We start from the raw sequence: 20877 nt of genomic DNA on the forward strand, positions 1-20877 counted from the left end.
CTCGCGGCAGACGATGCCCATGAGCCTTCTGGCGGAGACCAGGGCTGCGGATCACTCACTGCTCTACTCCTGCGAGCTGTTCCCGGCTGCGTCTGTCGCCGAACGCTTCGCTCTCTGGCGCGTCCACTCAAGCTTGGCAATCGCGGCTTGCGGGCCTCCCGGGGGCCAAGGCTCCCAGTGTTCCAGGCGATAGAACGAGAGGACGCGCCGCCCCTTCCTGCGCTGAGTGTTCTCGATGATCCAGCCGAGGGATCTGAGCTCACGCATTCGCTTGGTCGGATCGCCGTGGTTCTCTTCCCGGGCAACGAGAACAATAAGCTCCTTTGGGACGTTCTCGCCTGCCATAGCCTTCAGTAGTTCGCCGATCCGCAGATGGACCTCGGGGAGTGCCAGCGACTTTCGCAGGGCAGCGGCGTTCTCTTGATGGTCGGCGAAGAGAGACTGCTTGTCATGGTTGTCCTCCTCGCAGAGCAGCTGGAGGTTTTCCTGTTCGTTGGTTCCGCCTAGGTCAAGTGGGACCATGTGATCGATGACCAGCTTCACCTGGTCGTCTTTGGGCGTGCGGCCACAAGCGGCACAGCGGTTGCCATATGTGTGGTGGACCATGGCGCGTACTGAGCCGCGGATGTTCTTCCGCGCCGTTCGCTTGCCGAAATGAGGATTCCAGCCGAGCAGCGGATAGACGAAGAGGTTCTTCTCCCCCGGTATGCGCTGTGCGGGCACGTCGAAGTGGGTGCGCAGCGAGCGAAGCCGCCGGTCCATCTGCAAGTTGGCCTTGCCGGTGACGAGGCTGACGCGCTCCCTGATGGCAGGCATGGCCAGTGGCTCTTCCTGCGACTGGTAGAGCACTTGGTACACGGCCCGTGTCTCGGAGTCAGGGACCAGGTCCTGCAACTCCTTGCTATTCGGCGCAGGGAGAGGGCGTGGCTCGTTCGTCTCTGGCATGTGGTCCTGAAGTTTCGCTCGATGCCGGTGATCGGACGGTGGTTCGGAAGTGGGCGAGGACTAGGCCGGACTTCGGTAGCTCAGGGAGGGGGACGAGTCGAGGGTCCCGCTGTCAATCGCTGCCGTGGCACGTCCCATAGGCCACGCCCGACCCGCACCAACACTCCCCGTCCCCCTCAGGAGGCCAAGCCACCGCCCGCCCCCGCGCCGCCAGCGTCGTCGCGTACTGGGGGAGGAGTGACGGGTCCTCGGGGGAGGACGCCTCCGATGCCGCGAAGGCCTCGTAGGACGGGACCGTGCCCGTGACGATGCCCAGGTTCGGGGTTCCGGAGGCGGAGAGTTCGCGGAGGGACGACTCTATGGTCGACAGGTGCGCCTCGTGGGACGGGTACTCCGAGGACAGGGACGGGTACGCCGTCAGGAGTTCCGTCAGTTCCGGCGCGGGCCAGTGGAGCACCGCCACCGGGAACGGGCGGGACAGCGCCTCGCGGTACGAGCCCAACTCCGCCTGGATGCGGGCGATTTCCGCCCGCAGCTCCGCCGGGTTCTCCGAGCCGAGGGACCAGACCCGCTTGGGGTCGTGGAGTTCGTCCAGGGAGACCGGCGCCGTGGAGACCCGGTCCGCCAGGGTGTCCCACTCGTCGTGGTCCGCGCCCAGGAGGCGGCGTACGCGGTGGCGGCCGAAGAGGAGCGGATGCGTCGCGTACGGGGGCTCCGGCGTCCGCGCCGGAAGCAGCAGCGCCGCCGCCTCCGTGAACGTCTCGTGCGCCTGCTCCAGCTCGTCGTGCGACTCCAGGGACTCCGCCACGATCACCCACGGCGCCGGGTCCCGCGGCGCCGCCGCGCGCACGCCGTCGATGATCGCCCTCGCCTCCGCCTCGTGCCCGTACTCCCAGAGGTTCGAGGCCTTCAGGGCGCGGATGAGGAGAGGCGAGCCCGCGGGCGTCTCCGCGGAGAGCAGGCGGTCGTAGAGCGTCGTCGCGCGGTCACGGGCGCCGGCGAGTTCCAGGTGGGCCGCGGCTTGGAGGAGGAGCTGTTCGGCGTCCTCCGGGTACAGGCCGGCCGTGCGTTCCAGGCGCGCGGCTTCGGCGATGTGGTCGACGTCGACGTGGTCGGCAGCAGCAGGCTTGTCGGGGCGCATACGGGACACGGTACTGCCGAGGGGGCCTCCAGCAGGAGGGGCGGTTCGGCTGCTGCCTCGCCCGGCCATGGATTGTTGGCGGAGCAACGCCTATCCTCCCGGCGGCCGGGAGGGCCGAGGGCCCGAGCGGATGGAGCGGTAGCGGTTCGAGGAGCCCGGGAAGCCAGGGAAGCCCGGGGGGCCAGGGGAGCTCAAGGAGGAGGCCTCGTGCGCGAGCGGGTTCCGGTGGTCCAGCACGGGCGCACCCGGCGCCGCACCCCCGTCGTGCGCGCCCTGTGGGGCGGGGCCGAGATCGCCGTCACCCTCGGACTCGTCCTCCTCCTGCTCGTCGCCCATCAGCTGTGGTGGACCAACCGCCAAGCCCGCGCCGCCGCCGAGCGGAAGGTCCAGGCCCTTGAGGAGGAGTGGGGCAGGGGTGAGGGTGGGGCGTCCGGTCCCGGGGGCGGTTCGGGCGACGGGGCCGGTTCCAGTTCCGGGTCCGGTTCTCGTTCCGGGGCAGAGGGCCGCTCCACCAGCCCGTCCCCGGACAGCGACCGCCCCCGTACAGAGAGCAGTGGAACCGAAAGCCGTCCCCCCACCCCCCGCTGGGACCAGGCCTACGCCGTCCTCCGCATCCCCCGCATCGGCATCCGCGTCCCCGTCGCCCAGGGCGTGAGCAAAGGGGCCGTGCTCAATCAGGGGTACGCCGGCCACTATCCCCGTACCGCCCAGCCCGGCCGGGCCGGGAACTTCGCGCTCGCCGGGCACCGCAACACCCACGGGGAGCCGTTCCGCCACATCGACCGGCTGCGGCGCGGGGACGAGGTCACCGTCGAGACCGCGCACGCCACCTATACGTACGTCGTCGACAAGACGCTGGCGCGGACCTCCGCTCGCGACGGCGGAGTGATCCGTGCGGTGCCGCGCAGCGATGTGCGCAGGGGGTACGGGTACCGCGAGCCCGGGTACTACGTCACGCTCACCACCTGCACCCCCGAGTACACCTCCAAGTACCGGCTCGTCGTGTGGGGCAAGCTGCGCTCGATGCGGCCGCGATAGCCGAAGGGGCGCGGCCCGGCCCCGGATAGGGTCAGGCCTCGTGATCGCTCGACGTCCCCATCTCCTCTGGCTGCTCGGCCCCTTCGTGCTGTACCTCGGGGCCCTGCCGTTCGCCAATCGCGTGCGGCCCGTCGTCCTCGGGCTGCCCTTTCTGTTCTTCTGGCTGTTGGGCGCGACGCTGCTCACGCCGCTCTGCGTGTGGATGGCCCACCGAGGGGACCGGAAGAGGACGGAGCGTGCGTCGTCATGAGTGACGGAGCCGTTGCCACCGCCGTCTTCGGCGTCTTCATGGTGGGGACCGTCGCGCTCGGTCTCGCCGCCGTCCGCGGGCGGGGCAAGCAGGGCGGGATCGCCGAGTGGTCCGTGGGCGGGCGCAGCCTCGGCGCCGTGTTCATCTGGGTGCTGATGGCGGGCGAGGGCTACACCAGTTTCAGCTATCTGGGGGCCGCGGGCTGGGGGTACAACTACGGGGCTCCGGTCCTTTACGTCGTCGCGTACATGTCCTGCGGATACGCGGTGGGTTACGTCGTCGGGCCGATGCTCTGGGCCTACGCCCGGCGCCACGGGCTCGTCAGCATCTCGGACATGGTCGCCCACCGGTACGGGCGGCCCTGGCTCGGCGCGGGCGTCGCGCTGCTCGTCACCGTCTTCCTGCTGCCGTACATCCAGCTGCAGATCACCGGCATGGGCGTCGTCGTCTCGACCATTTCCTACGGCGCGATCAGCCTCAACTGGGCCTACTTCATCGGCTTCGCCGTCACCACCGGCTTCGTGGTGGTGAGCGGGCTGCGCGGGAGCGCCTGGGTCTCCGTGCTCAAGGACGTGCTCGTGGTCGGGACCCTCGCCTTCCTCGCCGTCTACGTACCCCTGCACTACTTCGACGGATACGGGCAGTTCCTCGACCGGATCGTGCACGAGAAGAGCGACTGGCTCACGCTGCCGGGGAGCGGCGCCAGCCCCTACGGAGAGGCGTGGTTCGCCACGACGTCGCTGCTCAACGCGGTGACCGTGGTCATCTTCCCGACCACCGTCGCCGGTTATCTGGGCGCGCGCAGCGCGGACGGGCTGCGGCGCAACGCCATCTGGCTGCCCGCCTACAACGTGCTGCTCTTCGTGCCGATGCTGCTCGGCATGGCCGCGGTTTTCGTCGTGCCGGGACTCGTCGGCGCCGAGTCCAACCTCGCGCTCTTCAAGCTGGTGGTGGACTCGCTGCCCGCGTGGGCCGTCGGCGTCATCGGGGTCGCGGCGGCGCTCTCCTCCATCGTGCCCATGGCCGTGTTCATGCTGGTCATCGGGACGATGTGGGGCAGCAGCGTGCTGTCGCTGCTGCCCCGTTGGCGCACCCCGCAGCGGCAGAAGCTCGCCTCGCAGGGCGTGGTCGTCGTCGCGGGAGGCCTCGCGCTCGCGATGACGTACGGGGCGCCGAACACCCTCGTACGGCTCTCCCTCATCTCGTACGAGGGGATGGCGCAGCTCGTACCGGTCCTGCTGCTCGGCCTCGCGTGGCGGAAACTGACCCTCGCCGGGGCGCTGAGCGGGCTCGTCGTGGGCGTCGGGGTCGTGTGCGCGCTCGTCTTCAGCGACCACGACCCCGTCGCCGGGGTCAACGCGGGCATCGTCGCCCTCGCCCTCAACCTGGCCGTGGCGCTCGCCGTCACGTACGCGGGACCGGCCGACCGCGCGGACTCCCGGCCGGACGAGGAGGTCCTCGCGAGCGATCCCCTCGAAGGGCCGGACGAGGATGAGCTCAGCTCCGCCGCTCCTTCAGGAACAGCACGCTGACCGCGGCGAGAACGGCAAGGCCCGCCGAGACGATCACGGCCACGTCCGTGCCGCGCCCCAGGTCCCCGGAGGACGTGGACACCGCGATCATCAGCGCGACCCCCGCGGCCGAACCGATGTACCGCGCCGTGTTGTTGGCGCCCGAGCCCATCGCGGCGCGCTCGGGCGGCACGGACTCGACCGCGAGCAGCGGGAGCGCGGCGTTCAGCAGGCCGCTGCCCACGCCGGAGACGACGAGTCCGGGCAGCAGGCGGGGCCAGGAGCCCGCGGACGCCGCGCCCAGCATGGTCAGGACGGCGACGGCGTGCAGGGCGAAGCCAACGACCAGCTGGTGGCGCGCGGAGACCCGGCCGACCAGGCGCCTGGCCTGCAGGGCCACGGCGAACGAGACACCGGACCAGAGGAAGATCAGCCACGCGGCGTTCATCGCGGACAGGCCGAGGGTGTGCTGGAGCAGCGTCGGCAGGTAGCTGAGCAGCGCGATCACGGAGAAGCCGGTGAACAGGGCGCCCGCGGTGGCCGCGAGGAACGGCGGACGGCGCAGCAGGCCGAGGTCGAGCAGCGGCGCCGCCGCCCGCCGTTCGACCAGGACGAACGCCGCGGTGAGGACGGCGGCGGCGACGAGCAGCGCGCCCACCGGCGTACGGAGCCAGCCGTCCCGGCCCAGCGTGAGCGCGGCCACCAGCGCGATGAGCGCGAGGCCGAGCGTGAGGGCGCCCGCCAGGTCGGGGCGGCCGCCGCGCGGGGCGCGGGACTCCGTCAACGTACGCGGGACGAAGGCGGCGACGACGAGGGAGGCCAGGCCCATGACGGCGTAGGCCAAGCGCCAGTCGGCCTGCGCGAGGCCGCCCGCGACGAGCGGACCGACGGCGATCCCCGCGCTCACGCACGCGCCCCAGATCCCGGTCGCCCTGACCCGGCCGGGACCCGCGGGGAAGGCCTGGACGAGCAGGCCCAGGCTGGTCGCGAGGATCGCCGCACTGGCCGCGCCCTGCGCGACACGGGCCAGCGTGAACAGCCAGGTGGAGGTGGCGAGGGCGCCGAGCGCCGTGGTGAGGCCGAGCCCGATGGTCCCGGCGAGGAAGACCCGTCGGCGGCCATGGTCGTCGGCGAGGCTGCCGGCGACCAGCAGGAACGCGGCGAGGCCGAGCGGGGTGCCGTTGAGCAGCCAGGCCTGGGCGGTGAGCGAGGTGCCGAGGGAGGCCGCGGTGTCGGGCAGGATCACGGCGGGCGCGGTGTACGTCATCAGGGCCACGGCGGTGGCGGAGCTGGTGACGGCCAGGGTGGCGGCGGGGCGGTGGGGGGTGCGGGGGGCGCGGGGGGTGTGGAGGCCGCTGCGTGGGGACGTATTCGCCGGATTCGGATGCGGATGCGGATTCGTATGCGGAGTCCGGGGCGGCGGCGCGGGGGTCGGGCGGGGCATGGGTCTGCCTCTCCTAGGTTCAGTGAATGAACTTCGCAGGTGTGGATCACCGTAGCAGCCAAAGTTCGTTCACTGAACCTGTGGCGGGGAAAGGATTAGGGTGGGCGCATGGCTCTCGGCAAGGACTACGTCTCGCAGCAGTGCTCGGTCGCCCGTGCGCTAGAGATCGTCGGGGAGCGCTGGACCTTCCTCGTCGTCCGAGACGCGATCTACGGAGTGCGGCGCTACAACGACTTCCTCGTCCACCTCGGCATCCCGCGCGCCGTCCTGGCCCAGCGCCTCCAGACGCTCACCGGCGCCGGAGTGCTGGAGAAGCGGTCCTGCGCGAACTCTCCGTCCCGCCACGAGTACGTCGTCACGGAGCGCGGCCTCGAACTCTGGCCGGCCCTGTGCGTGCTCGGCGCCTGGGGGCGCGACCACTTCACCGACGGCGAGACGTGCCGCGTCTTCCGGCACGCCGCGTGCGGTACGGAGCTGGGGGCGGTCGGGAACTGTCCGGCCTGCGGGGCCCTCGTCCCGGTCGCGGACGTCGAGATGCTGCCGGGCCCCGGGATCGATCCGGACCCGAAGGATCCGGTCAGCCGCGCCCTTGCCCGCCCCCGCAGGCTCCTTCAGGTCGTCGAAGTCGATCCTGTATAACGGCAGTACGCCCGATACGGGACAGCAGTACGACCCGCACGGGACGGCAGTACGACCGGCACGGGACACGTGACACGGACAGGGGAAGGAGGGTGGACATGGCTGAGCCGCACGGAGTCGCCGACCTGCGCGGAACGCTGCGCAACGCGATCCGCGGCGGGAAAGCGGCCGCACGTCCCGCCCTGCTCCTGCTGTTCCTGCTCGTCGAGGTCGTCCTCGTCGACACCGGCAGCCTCACCGCCGCCGTCGCGCTCGCCGCGACCGCCGCTGCGGGCTCCGCGCTCGCCGTCTGCTCCGTGATCGCCGCGCGCTGCGCGCCCGCCGTGCCCCGCACCAGAGTGCGCACGGCCATCCGCGACCGCGAGATGCGTACCGCCTTCCTGCCTCAACGCGACCCCGACGCCAAGGGCCGCAGGCGCCCTCGAGCGCCCGGACGCGCCCTCCCGACGACCGCGTAGGGGCGTTCGCGAGGCAGCACCGGCAGACCAATTGCCGTATCGGCAGGCCAGTGCCGTATCGGCAGACCACTGCCACCTCACCCATCAGTATCACCGCTACCGCGCCCCTTCGCGGCTCGTCACGCCGACGCGACGTCTCCCGTCGCCATCTCCCGCGGAACCACCGTTTCCCTCGGCACGACGAGTCCCTCGGAGGGCTACTCCATGTCCAGTTTCATGTCCGTCTTCGCCAGTCTGGTCGAGCACATCGCCGACCTGCTCGACCCGCTCTTCCACGGCTCGGCGACCGCCGCCGCGATCGTGCTGTTCACCGCCTGCGTACGTCTCCTCGTGCACCCCTTGTCGCGTGCGTCGGCCCGCGGGCAGCGGGCGCGCGCCAAGCTCTCGCCGCAGATCGCGGAGCTCCGCAAGAAGCACGGCAAGAACCCGGAGAAGCTGCAGAAGGCCGTCCTGGAGCTGCACCGCAAGGAGAAGGTGTCGCCGCTCTCCGGGTGCCTGCCCAGCCTGTTCCAGCTGCCGGCGTTCTTCCTCCTGTACCACCTCTTCTCCAACTCCAGCATCGGCGGCGACGCGAACACGCTGCTCGACCACACCCTCTTCGCCGCGCCGCTCGGCGGCCGCTGGAAGGACGCGCTGGCCGACGGCGGGGTGTTCGGCGCGCAGGGCCTGGTCTACCTGGCGCTGTTCGCGATCGTCGCTGCCGTCGCCACCTTCAACTTCCGGCGCACCAAGCTCCAGATGGCGGCCAACCCGCTGCCGCAGGCCGGGGCCGGTGACCAGCAGGTGCCGGGCATGGGCGCGATCACGAAGGTCATGCCGCTGATGTCGTTCATGACTCTGTTCACGGTGGCCGTGGTACCGCTGGCCGCCGCGCTGTACGTGGTGACCAGCACGACGTGGAGCGCGGTCGAGCGGGCGGTGCTGTACCGGGACATGCCGGGCAGTGCCGGGGCGCTGGCCGCCGCTGTCTGAGGCCTGGGCTACTGCCCGGTAAAGGTCCAGTACGTGAACGGGGTCTTGCGGACCGGACAGTGAGCTTGGACGATCGACCAAACCAAACCTCCGAGGCCGTAACCCGTCCCCTGCCTCGAACCAACTCGGCTGGGGAGACCCCATTGCCGGGCCACCGAGAATGGAGTCTGACCATGAAGCTGCTGCGAGTCGGTACGGCAGGGGCGGAGCGCCCGGCGCTTCTCGGCGCCGACGGCACCCTCCGTGACCTGTCGGGCATCGTCGCCGACATCGACGGCGAGGTGCTCGCCGACGCCGCCGCGCTCGGCCGGATACGGGCCGCCGCCGACGCCGGTGACCTGCCCGTTCTCGCCGCCGAGGGGCTGCGTGTGGGGCCGCCGGTCGGGCGGATCGGCAAGGTCGTCTGCATCGGGCTCAACTACCACGACCACGCCCGCGAGACGGGCGCCGAGCCGCCCGCCGAGCCGGTCATCTTCTTCAAGGCGGCCGACACGGTGGTCGGCCCGGAGGACACCGTCCTGGTGCCGCGCGGCTCGGTGAAGACGGACTGGGAGGTCGAGCTCGCCGTGGTCATCGGACGTACGGCGCGCTATCTGGAGTCGCACGAGGAGGCGCTCGCGCACGTCGCGGGGTACGCGGTGGCGCACGACGTCTCCGAGCGGGAGTTCCAGATCGAGCGGGGCGGCACCTGGGACAAGGGCAAGAACTGCGAGACGTTCAACCCGCTGGGTCCCTGGCTGGTCACCGCCGACGAGGTGGCGGACCCGCAGGCGCTCTCCCTGAAGCTTTGGGTCAACGGCGAGCTGAAGCAGGACGGCACGACCGCCGAGCAGATCTTCCCGGTCGCGGAAGTGGTGCGGTACGTCAGCCAGTTCATGACGCTCTACCCGGGCGACGTGATCAACACGGGGACGCCCGCGGGCGTGGCGATGGGACAGCCCGAACCGAAGCCGTATCTGCGGGCGGGCGATGTGGTGGAGCTGGAGATCGAGGGGCTCGGACGGCAGCGGCAGGAGTTGAAGGGGGCGTAACCCGACCGGTATCGGTGCCGTGGGTCGGCGTGCCTGTCCGGCGCGCCGTCCGGGCTCGGTCCGGCGTGCGGGCCCCGCCTCGGCCCGGAATGCGGGACCGGCCGCCCCGGCCCGATGCGTCTACCCGGCTGCCCTGGCTGCCACGGCCGTCCCGGCCCGCCCAATCGCCCGCAAGCCGACGCGGCGTTCCCGTACATGTGCGGTCACGCTCGTTCGCTCGCCTTCAGGCGCCGATGAAACGCTCCAGCGCCTCCACCACCAACGCATGATCCTCGACCTGCGGCAAACCGGACACCACCACCGTGCCGATCACCCCCGCCCCCTCGACCGCGATCGGAAACGCGCCGCCGTGCGCCGCGTACACGTCGGGGTCGAGGCGGGAGGAGGCCTCGAACGTCGTGCCCTTGGCGCGGAAGCGCGTGCCGACGAGGAGGGACGAGCAGCCGTACCGTTCGACGACCCGGCGCTTGCGGTCGATCCACGCGTCGTTGTCCGGGGTCGAGCCCGGCAGCGCCGCGTGGAAGAGCTGCTGGCCGCCGCGGCGGATGTCGATCGCCACCGGGGCGCGGCGCTCGCGGGCCAGCTCCACCAGGAGCGTGCCGAGCGACCAGGCGTCGTCATGGGTGAAGCGGGGGAGGACCAGGCGGGCCTCCTGGGCGGTCAGTTCGTCGATGGTGGGTGTCTCGTTCACCGTGCTCCTTGCCGCGTTGCTCACAGCGTCACCGTCACGCCGTCGCGTGCCGAGCGGCGGGCGGCCTCAAGGACGTCCAGGGCCGCGGCCGCCTCGTGCGCGGTGACGGGGTTCTCGCCGTTTCCGCGCAGCGCCTCGGCGACCGCCGCGTAGTACGCGGGGTAGTCGCCCGGCAGGGTCCGGAGCGGACGGCCGCCGCCGGTCAGCGGGGACTCGCCGGAGCCGACCCGGCCCCACATCGACTCGCACTCCACGCCCCACGGGGTGTGCGTGGCGGGGCGCTTGCCTTCGCGCAGCGCGGCCTCCTGCGGGTCCAGGCCGTACTTCACATAGCCCGCCTGGGAGCCGAGGACCCGGAAGCGCGGGCCGAGCTGCGCGGTGGTGGCCGAGACGTAGAGGTGCGTGCGGACGCCGTTCGCGTGCGTGAGCGCGAGGAACGTGTCGTCGTCGGCCTCCGCGCCGGGGCGGCGGACGTCGGACTCCGCGTACACGCTCGTCACCGGGCCGAAGAGCACCAGGGCCTGGTCGACGACGTGGCTGCCCAGGTCGTAGAGGAGACCGCCGATCTCCTCGGGGTTCCCGGACTCGCGCCAGCCGCCCTTCGGCTGCGGCCGCCACCGCTCGAAGCGGGACTCGAAGCGCCATACGTCGCCGAGCTCGCCGTCGGACAGGAGCCGGCGCAGCGTGCGGAAGTCGTTGTCCCAGCGGCGGTTCTGGAAGACGGACAGGAGCAGCCCGCGCTCGTCGGCGAAGGAGGCCAGCTCACGCGCCTCGGCCGCGGTGCCCGCGATCGGCTTGTCGACGACGGCCGGCAGGCCCGCCTTCAGGGCGGCGGTGGCGAGCGACACGTGCGTCTTGTTCGGGGACGCGATGACGATCAGGTCGAGCTCGTCCGCGCGCTCCCACAGCTCGTCGGCCGACGCGGCGCAGCGCAGCTCGTCGCCGAACTCGGCGCGGGCCTGAGCCTGCCGCTCGGGGTTCGACGTGACGACCGTGTCGAGGACGAGGCCCTCGGTGGCGGCGATCAGCGGGGCGTGGAAGACGGAGCCCGCCAGGCCGTACCCGACGAGGCCGACGCGGAGTGAAGAGCGTGAAGAGCCTGTGCCAGTCATGCCTTCCACTTAAGCAACGGTGTTGCCAAAGTGCAAGCGGGCGGGACAATGGGTCCGTGAAGTCGTACGTGAACTGGGCGAACCCCGGAGTGAACCTGTCGGCGCTGCGCGGGCACAACGCCGCGCTCGTGCTCGATCTGCTGCGCGCGGCGGGCGAGGCGGGCATCAGCCGCCTGGAGCTCGCCGAGCGGACCGGGCTCACCCCGCAGGCCGTCAGCAAGATCACCGCGAGGCTGCGCGCCGAGGGGCTGGCCGCGGAGGCGGGACGCCGCGCCTCCACGGGCGGCAAGCCCCGCACCGTGCTGCGGCTTGTCCCGGCCGCGGGTCACGCGGTCGGCCTCCACCTGGACCGCGACGAGCTGACGGCGGTCCTCGTCGACCTGACCGGCACGGTGGTCGCCGAACGCCGCGCCCCGCTCGCCTTCGGCGCGGGCGCGTGGGCGGTGGTCGAGGTGGCGGCGGGTGAGGTGCGGGAGCTGCTGGAAGGCGGCGAGGGGCGGGGGCGCCCGGTCTCCGGGGTCGGCGTCGCGCTGCCCGGGCCGCTCGATCACGCCGAAGGGGTGCTGCACCGCGTCACCGGGTTCCCGGAGTGGGACGGGTTCGCGCTGCGGGACGCGCTGGGGGCGCGGCTCGGGCTGCCGGTCGCCGTCGACAAGGACACCAACGCCGCCGCCCTCGGCCTGGCCCTCGCGGGCGCCGCCGACTCCTTCGCCTACCTCCACCTCGGCACCGGGCTCGGCGCCGGCCTCGTCCTCGGCGGCGCCCTCTACCGGGGCGCCCGCACCGGCGCCGGTGAATTCGGCCACCAGGTGCTGCGGTTGGACGGCCCGCGCTGCGAGTGCGGGGACCGGGGCTGCGTCGAGGCGCTCTGCCTCGCGGCGGTCGCCCGGGGCGAGCTCGACGAGGCGGCACGGGTGCTCGGCACGGCCGCCGGGAACCTCGTCGGCCTGCTCGACATCGACCGCGTGCTGCTCGGCGGCCGGACCGTCTTCGCCGCGGAGGACCTTTTCGTACGGGGGGTGGGCGCGGTCGTCGCCGAGCGCGTGCGGCGCGGGGGCGACACCGCCGCACAGGTGCCGGTGAGTCTCGCCCCCGGCGGGGAGCGCGGGGTCGCCGAGGGGGCGGCCCAGCTGGTCCTCGCGCCGCTGTTCGGGCGGGCGGCTATTCAGGCAGTGGTCTGTCCTGGACGACGTTCTTCATGACGAGGGTGGACGTCAGGCGCTGGACGCCGGGGAGCCGGGCGAGCTGCTGGTCGTAGAGCTGCTGGAACGCGGCCAGGTCGGTGGTCGCGACCCGCAGGAGGTAGTCAGGCTCGCCGAACAGGCGCTGCGCCTGCAGCACGTGCGGGACGGCTGCCACGGCCTCTTCGAAGGAGGTGACGGTGTCGGGGGTCTCCCAGCGCAGCGTGGCGAAGACGAGGGCCTCGAAGTGCAGGCCGACGGCCGCGGGGTCGACGACGGCCCGGTAGCCGCAGATGGCGCCCTCGCGTTCGAGGTCGCGCAGCCGGCGGTGACAGGGCGAGACGCTGAGCTGCACGCGCGCGGCCAGCTCGGTGACCGTCAGACGGCCGTCCAGCTGCAGCTCGGTAAGAATTTTCCGGTCCAAGGCGTCCATGGAGAAGAGTTTCCCCCACATCCCGAGATCATGGGGTAAAGACGCAAACACTTTCGGGCATATCCGACCTAGCCTTCCCTCCGGAGCACGACGTACAACACGTACAAGCACGTACAAGAGGGAACGGAACGATCGATGGATACGACGACGCTGGCGGCCTTCCTGGCGGTGGACCTGCTGCTGGTGTTCACGCCGGGCGCGGACTGGGCCTACGCGATCTCGGCCGGACTGCGGGGGCGCTCGGTCGTACCGGCCGTCACCGGGCTGATCGCCGGGCACGCGGCCTATGCGCTGGTGGCCGTCGCGGGCCTGGCGATGCTCGTGGCGAACTCCCCGGCCACCCTCACCGTCCTGACCGTGGCGGGCGCGGGTTACCTGCTGTGGCTGGGCTGGGGAGTCCTGCGACAGTCGGCCGCTCCGGCGGCGGCGGGCGAGAGTGCGGCGGCGGGCGAGGGTGTGGCCGCGGGCGAAAGTGGCGAGCGTACGGACGCCTCCCGCGTGCGGGTCATGCTGAAGGGGGTGGGGATCAGCGGGCTCAATCCGAAGGCGCTGCTGCTGTACTTCTCGCTGTTCCCGCAGTTCATCGACCCTGCCACGGGCTGGCCGCCCGCCGCCCAGACCGGGCTGCTCAGCACGGTGCACCTGACCGCGTGCGCCGTCGTCTATCTCGCCGTCGGCGTCCTGGCCCGCACGGTCCTGAGCACCCGGCCTTCGGCCGCCCGGATCGTCACCCGCGTCAGCGGCACCATGATGATCGCCATCGGCGCCTTGCTGCTGGTGGAGAGCCTGATCGGCTGAGAGGGTGAGAGCCTGATCGGCTGAGAGGCTGATCGGCTGAGAGCCTGACCGGCTCTGAGGCTCGGTCAGTCTCCTTGCGCGCGGGGTCGGAGCAGGTCGTCCACGAGGGTGTCCACCAAGCCGCGAGGGATGCTCGCACCCGTCAGCGCGCGGTAGACGATCGGGCCGACGAGCGCGTCGACCGTGGCGTCGGCGCCGAGCTCCGGGGAGATCTCGCCCGCGTCGATCGCGCGCATGAGCATGGCGCGTTCCTGCGCGCGGCGCGGGCGGAGGTAGCGCTCGTGGAGGACGGTTACGAGCTGTACAAGGCGAGCAAGGCCGCGCTCAACCAGCTGATGCGCAGTTACGCCACCCGCCATGCCGACGACGGACACACCAAGCTGCTCATCGACCCCGGCCACAACCGGACCCGGCTCGTCGGCCCCGGCGCGCCCCTTGCGCCGCACGAGAGCATCCCGGCCGTCGTCGACGTACTCGAAGCGCAGGCGGGCGCTTCCGGGCTGCGGTTCCTGGACCGGCACGGCGAGCCCGTGCCCTGGTAGGACCCAAAGCCTGGTAGGACCCAAACCCGGTGAGGACCCAAACCCGGTCCGGCGGAATCTCGCCTGATCGAGGGGGATCGGGGTGGCCGATCGGTCCTATCGGGCGGTGGCAGGGCGGCGCGCCCGCGCGTGCGTGGCAAGGTCGCGAGCCATGCCGGTAGGCGCGGCCCGCAACCCGCAACCTGCAACCCGCACCCCCAGCCCGCGCCTGCCGCCGCCCGCGTCCGCTCGGCTCCCCGCCCTCCCCGGCTCCCCGGCGTCCCGCTCAGCAAAGGTCCTCCATGCGCTTGTGCAGTTCTCTCGCCCTCGGCATCACCGTCGCAGCCGCCGCTCTCGTGCCCGCAGTGGCCGGGGCGCCCGCGGCGGCGGACGGGAGCAGTGCCCGGGGCGGGCAAGTGTGCGCGGCGGCCGCGCCGTTGGGGGTGGCGGTCGGCGGGGCGCCCTGTGCCGGGGGCCCTTCTGTGCACCGGCCCACCTGCGCCCTCGACGACAGCGCCGACTTCCCCATCGACACCCGTATCCACCGCGGGCCCGACGCCTACCGGACGGGGGACGGCTATCAGGAGTGGACGGTCGACCTCACCAACACCACCGACGAGACCTGCGGCCGGGTCCACCCCATCCTCGTCCTCGTCGACCGGGCGCGGACGCTGAAGCCCGAGCAGATCCAGCTGGAGTTCGACGACGGGACGCGGCGGCGGCCCGTGCCCTTCGAGAGGACCGGTCAGGGCGAGAACATCGGCGTCTTCGACGGTGCCGGTTTCGGGGGGTTCAGGGTCGCGCCGGGCCGGACCGTCAGCGTCGGGGTCCGGCTCACCTTCACCTCCGACACCGGGGCGAACCACGTCGTGGCATCCGCCGCGCTCGTGCAGCGCAGGGACGACGACGGGGACTGGGTCGGCGACTCCAACGACTACCCGTTCGACGTCGTGACCGAAGGGCCCGCGACGCCGACCGCCGAACAGCTCGCGCAGACGGGCCCGGGCACCCCGCTCGCGACGGGCATCGCCGCGGGCGCCGTCCTCCTCGGCGCCGGAGCCGCCGTCGTGGGCGCCCGGCGCTTGCGGGCCAGGCGCCGCTGAAGCAGCTGGGCGCCGCTGAGGCAGCTGGGCGCCGCTGAGGCAGCTGGGCACTACTGAACCGGCCGGGCGACACCCCACGTTCACCCGGGTGTTCACGTACGTCTGCGAACATCCCCGAGTGGACAACCCGAACCCCGCGCACCTCCCCGCAGACACCCCCGCACACACCCCCGCGCACGCCCCCGCACACCTGCTCGACCAGGCGCCGGGCGCCCCCGTCCGCTCCGGCATCCCCGAGCACGGCCGCATCCCGAAGTACTACGCGGTGAAGGCCAGGATCGCCGCGCTCATAGCGGAGTTGGGGGAGGGGCAGCCGCTGCCCACCGAGCGGGACCTCGCCGAGCGGTACGAGGTGGCGCGCGAGACCGTGCGTCAGGCGCTGCGCGAACTGCTCCTGGAGGGGCGGCTGCGCAGGCAGGGCCGCGGCACCGTCGTCGCGGGCCCCAAGCTGGAGCAGCCGCTGTCGCTGGCGAGTTACACCGAGGGGGTGCGCAGGCAGGGTCGCACGCCCGGCCGCAACCTCATCTCCCTCGACCGCTTCCCCTGCCCCGGCGCGCTCGCCGCCGAGATCGGTGCCGCGCCGGGCGAACCCGTCTGGCACATGGAGCGGGTGCTGCTCGCCGACGACGAGCGGGTCGGTCTGGAGAGCACGTACGTCTCCGTGGCGCGGGTGCCGCGGCTCGACGCGGACTTCGAGCCCGACTCGTCGTTCTACGCGTATCTGCGCGACCGCCTCGGCGTCTCCTTCGGGGACGCCGACGAACGGATCGAGACGGTCCTCGCCACCCCGCGCGAGGCGCTGCTCATCGGGACGCCGCCCGCCCTGCCCATGCTGTTGATCCACCGGCTGTCGCGGGACACGGCGGGCCGCCCGCTGGAGCGGGTGCGCACGCTGTACCGGGGGGACCGGTTCTCGTTCACCACGCGTCTCGGCTGAACCGGCCCGAACCGGAGGCCGACGCTCAGGTCACGTGAACATAACGGGTCTAGGCCAAGCTTGGGTGGCCGTTCACCGTCCCGTCGCCGACCGGTCCCGTGCGGGTCACCGGCCCCCAGGAGCGTTGCCGCCGTGAGAGTCATCGTCGTAGGAGCCGGCGTGGTGGGAACCATGCACGCCTGGCACGCAGTGGAGCGCGGCCACGAGGTCGTACAGATCGAGCGCGAGAGCGAGGCCCGCGGAGCGTCGCTGCGCAACTTCGGGCAGATATGGGTGAGCGGCCGGGCGGGCGGCGAGGAACTCGACACCGCCCTGCGCGCCCGCGAACTGTGGGAGGACATCGGGGAGCGCGTGCCGGGCCTCGGGTTCCGGGCCATCGGCTCGCTGACCCTGGTGCGGAGCGAGCGCGAGCGGGCCGTCGCCGAGGCGGCGCTCGCCCGCCCGGACGCGGCGGCCCGCGGCTACAAGCTGCTCACCGCCGCGGAGGCGCGCGACCTGAACCCTGCCCTGCGGGGCGAGTTCAGTGCCGCCCTGTGGTGCGAGCGGGACGCGGCCGTGGAGCCGCGCACCGCCCAACTGAGGCTGCGCGAAGCCCTGTTGGAGTCCCCGCGCTACACCTTCCTGCCGGGCCGCGAGGTCCGCGAGGTCGTCGGTGCGGGCAGCGTCCGTGACGACCACGGCGACGTGCACACCGGCGACGCCGTCGTGCTCGCCACCGGCGCCTGGCTCGGCGGCCTCGTGCGCGAACTGGCCGGACCCGGCCTGCCCGTACGGCGCGTGCGGCTGCAGATGATGCAGACCGAACCGCTGGGCGAGGCGCTCACCACGTCCGTCGCCGACGCCGACAGCTTCCGCTACTACCCGGCGTACAAGTCGCCCGCGCTCGACGAGCTCAACTCCGGGCAGGCCCAGCCGCCGACCGCCGCCGCGCACAGGATGCAGCTGCTCATGGTGCAGCGCGCGGACGGCGGCCTGACCATCGGCGACACCCACGAGTACGAGCACCCCTTCGCCTTCGACACCCTCGAAGACCCCTACGACCACCTCACCGAGGTCGTCGAGGGCTTCCTCGGCCGCCCGCTGCCGAAGATCAGGCGGCGCTGGGCCGGGGTGTACGCGCAGTGCGTCGACACCGGCCGGGTCGTGCACCGGCAGGAGCTGCGCCCGGGCGTGTGGCTGGTCACCGGGCCCGGGGGCCGCGGCATGACCTGCTCGCCCGCCATCGCCGAGCAGACCGCGGACCAGCTGGGATGGTGAACGAATTGAGCACGCACCGCACGCACCGCACGGACGGCACGCGCCGCACGGACCTCGTCGTGCTGGACATGGCGGGGACCACCGTCGCCGACGGGGGCCTCGTCGAACAGGCCTTCGCCGCCGCCGCACGGGAGGTCGGCGTCGAGCCGGACTCCGCCGGCCACGCCGCGAAGCTGGAGTACGTCCGCGCCACGATGGGCGAGTCCAAGATCTCCGTCTTCCGGCACCTCTTCGGCGAGGAGAGCCTCGCCCAGCAGGCGAACACCGCCTTCGAGAAGGCGTACGGGACGCTCGTCGACGCGGGCCGCATCGCACCGGTGCCCGGGGCGCGCGAGGCCATCGAGGAGCTCAAGCAGGACGGCAGGACCGTCGTCCTGACCACCGGATTCGCCCGGGTCACCCAGGACGCCATCCTCGACGCGCTTGGCTGGCGGGACCTGGTCGGGCTGACGCTGTGCCCCGCCGACGCGGGCGGCCGCGGGCGCCCCTACCCGGACATGGTGCTCGCCGCCTTCCTGCGGACCGGAGCCGCGGACGGCGTCCGGAACGTGGCGGTCGCGGGCGACACGGCGTACGACGTGCTCAGCGGCGTACGGGCGGGCGCCTCCGTCGTCGCCGGGGTGCTCACCGGCGCCCACGGTGACGCGGCGCTGCGCGAGGCAGGGGCCACCCACGTCCTCGGCTCCGTCGCCGAACTCCCCGCGATACTCAGGGGACTCGGCTGATGGGCAGCGGCATCCGCTTCGAGCAGGTGTCCGTCGCCTACGGCGGCAACACCGTCCTCGACTCCCTCGACCTGACCGTCGAGCCCGGCGAGGTCATGGCGCTGCTCGGGCCCTCGGGCTCCGGCAAGACCACCGCGCTGCGCGCCGTCGCGGGGTTCGTGCGGCCCGCGTCGGGGCGGGTGTTCATCGGGGAGCGCGACGTCACGGACCTTCCTGCGCACCGGCGCGGCATCGGCATGGTCGTCCAGCAGTACGCGCTCTTCCCGCACATGCGCGTCGCGGACAACGTCGCCTTCGGCATGAAGGCGCGGAAGGTGGCGAGGAGCGAGATCCCGGGCCGGGTCGCCGAGGCCCTGGAGATGACGGGGATGGCCGCGTACGCCGAGCGGTATCCGCGCGAGCTGTCCGGCGGGCAGCAGCAGCGGGTCGCCATCGCGCGGGCGCTCGCCGTCCGGCCCGGGGTGTTGCTCCTCGACGAGCCGCTGTCCGCGCTCGACGCGCAGCTGCGGTCGGGGATGCTGGCGGAACTCGCCAGGCTGCACCGGGAGTTGCCCGACGTATCCCTTCTGTACGTCACCCATGACCAGGTGGAGGCGCTGACCCTGGCGGATCGCATCGCCGTCATGGACCGGGCGCGGCTCCAGGACTGCGGGACGCCGCAGGAGCTGTACCGGGCGCCTCGGACGGAGTTCACGGCGTCGTTCGTGGGCAACGCGAATCTCCTCGCGGTGACGGTGGGTTCGGGGCGTGTTTCCTTCGGCGGGACCGAGATCGAGGTCGATACGGGCGGCGTGGCTGCCGGGGTGACTGCCACGCTGTGCGTGCGGCCGCATCTGGTGGGGCTCGGGGAAGGGCCCAACTCCCTGATGGGGAACGTCGTCGAGGTCCAATGGCGGGGCGCCACACATCGGTTGTACGTGGAGGTCGCCGGGGAGCGGGTGAAGGCGGACGTCCGGGAACTCCGTACGCCGCCCGAGATCGGGGCCTGCGTGACCCTGCACTTCGCGCCCGAGGACGCGGTGCTCCTGGCTGGAGGGGTGACCGGTGGGTAGTCCTACCGAGCGCCTCCGGAGCCGGAAAGTGCCCGCCTTCGTCTGGGCGCTGCCGCCCGTCGCCCTGCTCGGGCTCGTCTTCCTCTATCCCCTCGGGCTCGTCGTGCGGCAGTCCCTGCAGCCCGATACCGGAGGGACCTCCCTCCAGCCCTACGCCGACGTGTTCGCCTCCGAGGCGTTCCGGGAGGCGCTCGGGACCACCGTGTGGCTTGCGGTCGGGGCGACCGTGGGGTGCCTCGCGCTCGGGTTCGCGCTCGCGCTGGTCATCGCCTTCGTGCCGTTCCCCGGCGGGAAGGCCGTCTCGCGGTTCATCGACGTCTTCCTCTCCTTCCCGTCCTTCCTGATCACCCTCGCCCTGCTGTTCATCTACGGGACGAAGGGCATGGCCAACGGGGTGTGGACGGACGCGACCGGCGCCGCTGAGGGGCCGTTCCAGTTCCTCACCACCCCGTGGGGCGTGCTGCTCGCCGAGATCACGTACTTCACGCCGTTCGTGATGCGGCCGCTGCTCGCCGCGTTCTCGCAGATCGACACGGCACAGCTGGAGGTCGCGTCCAGCCTGGGCGCGAAGCCCGCGCGGATCGTGCGCCGGGTGATCCTGCCCGAGGCGCTGCCCGCGCTCGCCGCCGGCGGCAGCCTCGTCCTCGTCCTGTGCCTGAACGAGTTCGGGATCGTGCTCTTCACCGGCGCGAAGGGCGTCACGACGCTGCCGATGCTCGTCTACAGCAAGGCGATCCTGGAGTCCGACTACCCGGCGGCGTGCGTCGTCGCCGTCGTCAACATCGCGATCTCCGTGGGCCTCTACGGCCTCTACCGGGTGGTGAGCCGTCGTGCTGGTGCATAGCCGCAGGGCGAGGTGGGCCACCTGGGCCCTCTTCCTCGTCCTCTTCCTTCCCCTCTTCGCGCTGCCGCTGCTCGTGATCCTCGCGGCGTCGCTCGCGGAGCACTGGTCGGGGGCCTTCCCGTCCGGCTTCACCGGCGAGCACTACGCCTCGGCCACCCGCGGGGAGTCGCTGCGGGCCCTCACCACCAGCCTGGTCACCGCGGTCAGCGCCAGCCTGCTCGCGCTGACCGTCGGGGCGTGGGCCGCGCTCGCCGCCGCCTCGCTGAAGAAGGGCGGCAAGAGGGTGCTCGACGCGCTGTTCATGCTGCCCGTCGCCGTGCCGTCCGTGGTCGTCGGGCTCGCCGTCCTCGTCGCGTTCTCGAAGCCGCCGATGATCCTCAACGGCACGCGGTGGATCGTGATCCTCGCGCACGCCATCCTCGTCACGGCGTTCGCCCACCAGTCGGTCGCGGCCGCGCTCGTACGTCTCGACCCGGCGTACGAGCAGGCCGCCGCGTCGCTCGGCGCCCGGCCCTCGTACGTCCTGTGGAAGGTGAAGCTGCCGCTGCTCCTGCCGTCCCTGACGGCGGCCGCCGGGCTCTGCTTCGCGCTCTCCATGGGCGAGTTGAGCGCCACGATGATGCTCTACCCGCCGGACTGGCTGCCGCTGCCCGTGCGGATCTACGCGGCCACCGACCGGGGCTCCACGTTCACAGGGGCCGCCGTCGCGGTGGTCCTGATGGCCGCCACGCTGCTCGTCCTCTTCGCCGTCTCCCGCATCCGCACCCGCGCCTCCTACCGCTGAAGCCAAGGAG

Annotated in this window: 24 protein-coding genes; 17 read left to right on the forward strand and 7 right to left on the reverse strand. The window is 72.2% G+C overall.

The annotated features are described in order from the left end of the window. Positions 1–63 precede the first annotated feature (63 nt). Positions 64–858 carry an HNH endonuclease gene (locus ACFVYL_RS06395; RefSeq protein WP_389713264.1) on the reverse strand — a complete coding sequence of 265 codons (795 nt, stop codon included), beginning with the start codon at positions 856–858 and terminating at the stop codon, positions 64–66. Between the two features lie 199 nt (positions 859–1057). Next, positions 1058–2086 (reverse strand): SEC-C metal-binding domain-containing protein, encoded by a 1029-nt coding sequence (locus ACFVYL_RS06400; RefSeq protein ID WP_389713265.1) that lies wholly within the window; start codon positions 2084–2086, stop codon positions 1058–1060. A gap of 207 nt (positions 2087–2293) precedes the next feature. On the opposite strand from ACFVYL_RS06400, the gene ACFVYL_RS06405 reads away from it, so the two are divergent. The 3 genes from ACFVYL_RS06405 to ACFVYL_RS06415 are packed head-to-tail and all read left to right on the forward strand — an operon-like array spanning position 2294 to position 4906. Further along, positions 2294–3124 (forward strand): class E sortase, encoded by an 831-nt coding sequence (locus tag ACFVYL_RS06405; RefSeq protein WP_389713267.1) that lies wholly within the window; start codon positions 2294–2296, stop codon positions 3122–3124. 40 nt (positions 3125–3164) lie between these two features. After that, positions 3165–3374 carry a DUF3311 domain-containing protein gene (locus tag ACFVYL_RS06410; protein WP_389713269.1) on the forward strand — a complete coding sequence of 70 codons (210 nt, stop codon included), beginning with the start codon at positions 3165–3167 and terminating at the stop codon, positions 3372–3374. Next, complete coding sequence (locus ACFVYL_RS06415) at positions 3371–4906, forward strand: sodium:solute symporter (protein ID WP_389713270.1); 1536 nt, start codon at positions 3371–3373, stop codon at positions 4904–4906. The genes ACFVYL_RS06410 and ACFVYL_RS06415 overlap by 4 nt, the downstream gene beginning before the upstream one ends. Here the strand turns inward: ACFVYL_RS06415 and ACFVYL_RS06420 are convergent. Next, positions 4872–6329 carry an MFS transporter gene (locus ACFVYL_RS06420; RefSeq protein WP_389713272.1) on the reverse strand — a complete coding sequence of 486 codons (1458 nt, stop codon included), beginning with the start codon at positions 6327–6329 and terminating at the stop codon, positions 4872–4874. The genes ACFVYL_RS06415 and ACFVYL_RS06420 overlap by 35 nt on opposite strands. A 108-nt stretch (positions 6330–6437) precedes the next feature. Between ACFVYL_RS06420 and ACFVYL_RS06425 the strand changes: the two genes are divergently transcribed. From ACFVYL_RS06425 to ACFVYL_RS06440, 4 genes are all read left to right on the forward strand, one after another. After that, a complete protein-coding gene (locus ACFVYL_RS06425) occupies positions 6438–6968 on the forward strand; it encodes a winged helix-turn-helix transcriptional regulator (RefSeq protein ID WP_389713273.1) in 531 nt (176 codons plus the stop codon). Positions 6969–7066: 98 nt separating this feature from the next. Next, a complete protein-coding gene (locus ACFVYL_RS06430; RefSeq protein WP_389713274.1) occupies positions 7067–7426 on the forward strand; it encodes a DUF6412 domain-containing protein in 360 nt (119 codons plus the stop codon). 204 nt (positions 7427–7630) lie between these two features. Continuing rightward, positions 7631–8398, forward strand: coding sequence for a YidC/Oxa1 family membrane protein insertase (locus ACFVYL_RS06435; protein WP_389713276.1), 768 nt, complete (start codon positions 7631–7633; stop codon positions 8396–8398). Positions 8399–8571: 173 nt separating this feature from the next. Beyond that, positions 8572–9429, forward strand: a complete 858-nt coding sequence (locus ACFVYL_RS06440) for a fumarylacetoacetate hydrolase family protein (protein WP_389713278.1) — start codon at positions 8572–8574, stop codon at positions 9427–9429. Between the two features lie 223 nt (positions 9430–9652). Here ACFVYL_RS06440 and ACFVYL_RS06445 read toward each other — a convergent pair whose 3' ends face one another. Next, positions 9653–10120: a heme-degrading domain-containing protein gene (locus ACFVYL_RS06445; RefSeq protein ID WP_389713280.1), complete on the reverse strand. Its 468-nt coding sequence runs from the start codon at positions 10118–10120 to the stop codon at positions 9653–9655. A gap of 20 nt (positions 10121–10140) precedes the next feature. After that, a complete protein-coding gene (locus tag ACFVYL_RS06450; protein WP_389713281.1) occupies positions 10141–11232 on the reverse strand; it encodes a Gfo/Idh/MocA family oxidoreductase in 1092 nt (363 codons plus the stop codon). Positions 11233–11288: 56 nt separating this feature from the next. Here ACFVYL_RS06450 and ACFVYL_RS06455 point away from each other — a divergent pair, with 56 nt between their 5' ends. Continuing rightward, a complete protein-coding gene (locus ACFVYL_RS06455) occupies positions 11289–12434 on the forward strand; it encodes an ROK family protein (RefSeq protein WP_389713283.1) in 1146 nt (381 codons plus the stop codon). Here ACFVYL_RS06455 and ACFVYL_RS06460 read toward each other — a convergent pair. Beyond that, complete coding sequence (locus tag ACFVYL_RS06460) at positions 12394–12846, reverse strand: Lrp/AsnC family transcriptional regulator (protein ID WP_389713285.1); 453 nt, start codon at positions 12844–12846, stop codon at positions 12394–12396. The genes ACFVYL_RS06455 and ACFVYL_RS06460 overlap by 41 nt on opposite strands. Before the next feature lie 135 nt (positions 12847–12981). On the opposite strand from ACFVYL_RS06460, the gene ACFVYL_RS06465 reads away from it, so the two are divergent. Beyond that, positions 12982–13644 carry a LysE family translocator gene (locus tag ACFVYL_RS06465; RefSeq protein ID WP_389713286.1) on the forward strand — a complete coding sequence of 221 codons (663 nt, stop codon included), beginning with the start codon at positions 12982–12984 and terminating at the stop codon, positions 13642–13644. 65 nt (positions 13645–13709) lie between these two features. Here the strand turns inward: ACFVYL_RS06465 and ACFVYL_RS06470 are convergent, their stop codons facing one another. Further along, positions 13710–13886, reverse strand: coding sequence for a TetR/AcrR family transcriptional regulator C-terminal ligand-binding domain-containing protein (locus ACFVYL_RS06470; RefSeq protein WP_389713288.1), 177 nt, complete (start codon positions 13884–13886; stop codon positions 13710–13712). Between the two features lie 39 nt (positions 13887–13925). Between ACFVYL_RS06470 and ACFVYL_RS06475 the strand changes: the two genes are divergently transcribed. The 8 genes from ACFVYL_RS06475 (at position 13926) to ACFVYL_RS06510 (ending at position 20867) form a co-directional block, all read left to right on the forward strand. Further along, a complete protein-coding gene (locus ACFVYL_RS06475) occupies positions 13926–14186 on the forward strand; it encodes a hypothetical protein (RefSeq protein WP_389713290.1) in 261 nt (86 codons plus the stop codon). 287 nt (positions 14187–14473) lie between these two features. Then, entirely contained in the window at positions 14474–15268 is a 795-nt protein-coding gene (locus ACFVYL_RS06480) for a hypothetical protein (RefSeq protein ID WP_389713292.1), read from the forward strand. A 190-nt stretch (positions 15269–15458) separates the two neighbouring features. Next, entirely contained in the window at positions 15459–16205 is a 747-nt protein-coding gene (locus ACFVYL_RS06485; RefSeq protein ID WP_389713502.1) for a GntR family transcriptional regulator, read from the forward strand. Between the two features lie 132 nt (positions 16206–16337). Continuing rightward, positions 16338–17462 carry a TIGR03364 family FAD-dependent oxidoreductase gene (locus tag ACFVYL_RS06490; protein ID WP_389713293.1) on the forward strand — a complete coding sequence of 375 codons (1125 nt, stop codon included), beginning with the start codon at positions 16338–16340 and terminating at the stop codon, positions 17460–17462. Then, entirely contained in the window at positions 17456–18187 is a 732-nt protein-coding gene (locus tag ACFVYL_RS06495; protein WP_389713295.1) for an HAD family hydrolase, read from the forward strand. Before ACFVYL_RS06490 ends, ACFVYL_RS06495 begins: the two co-directional genes overlap by 7 nt. Then, complete coding sequence (locus ACFVYL_RS06500) at positions 18187–19239, forward strand: ABC transporter ATP-binding protein (RefSeq protein ID WP_389713297.1); 1053 nt, start codon at positions 18187–18189, stop codon at positions 19237–19239. The genes ACFVYL_RS06495 and ACFVYL_RS06500 overlap by 1 nt, the downstream gene beginning before the upstream one ends. Continuing rightward, positions 19232–20083 carry a 2-aminoethylphosphonate ABC transporter permease subunit gene (locus ACFVYL_RS06505; RefSeq protein WP_389713299.1) on the forward strand — a complete coding sequence of 284 codons (852 nt, stop codon included), beginning with the start codon at positions 19232–19234 and terminating at the stop codon, positions 20081–20083. The genes ACFVYL_RS06500 and ACFVYL_RS06505 overlap by 8 nt, the downstream gene beginning before the upstream one ends. After that, entirely contained in the window at positions 20070–20867 is a 798-nt protein-coding gene (locus tag ACFVYL_RS06510; protein ID WP_389713300.1) for an ABC transporter permease, read from the forward strand. Before ACFVYL_RS06505 ends, ACFVYL_RS06510 begins: the two co-directional genes overlap by 14 nt. Positions 20868–20877: the final 10 nt, after the last annotated feature.

The sequence above is a fragment of the Streptomyces sp. NPDC058308 genome (assembly GCF_042880275.1).
Classification (GTDB): domain Bacteria; phylum Actinomycetota; class Actinomycetes; order Streptomycetales; family Streptomycetaceae; genus Streptomyces.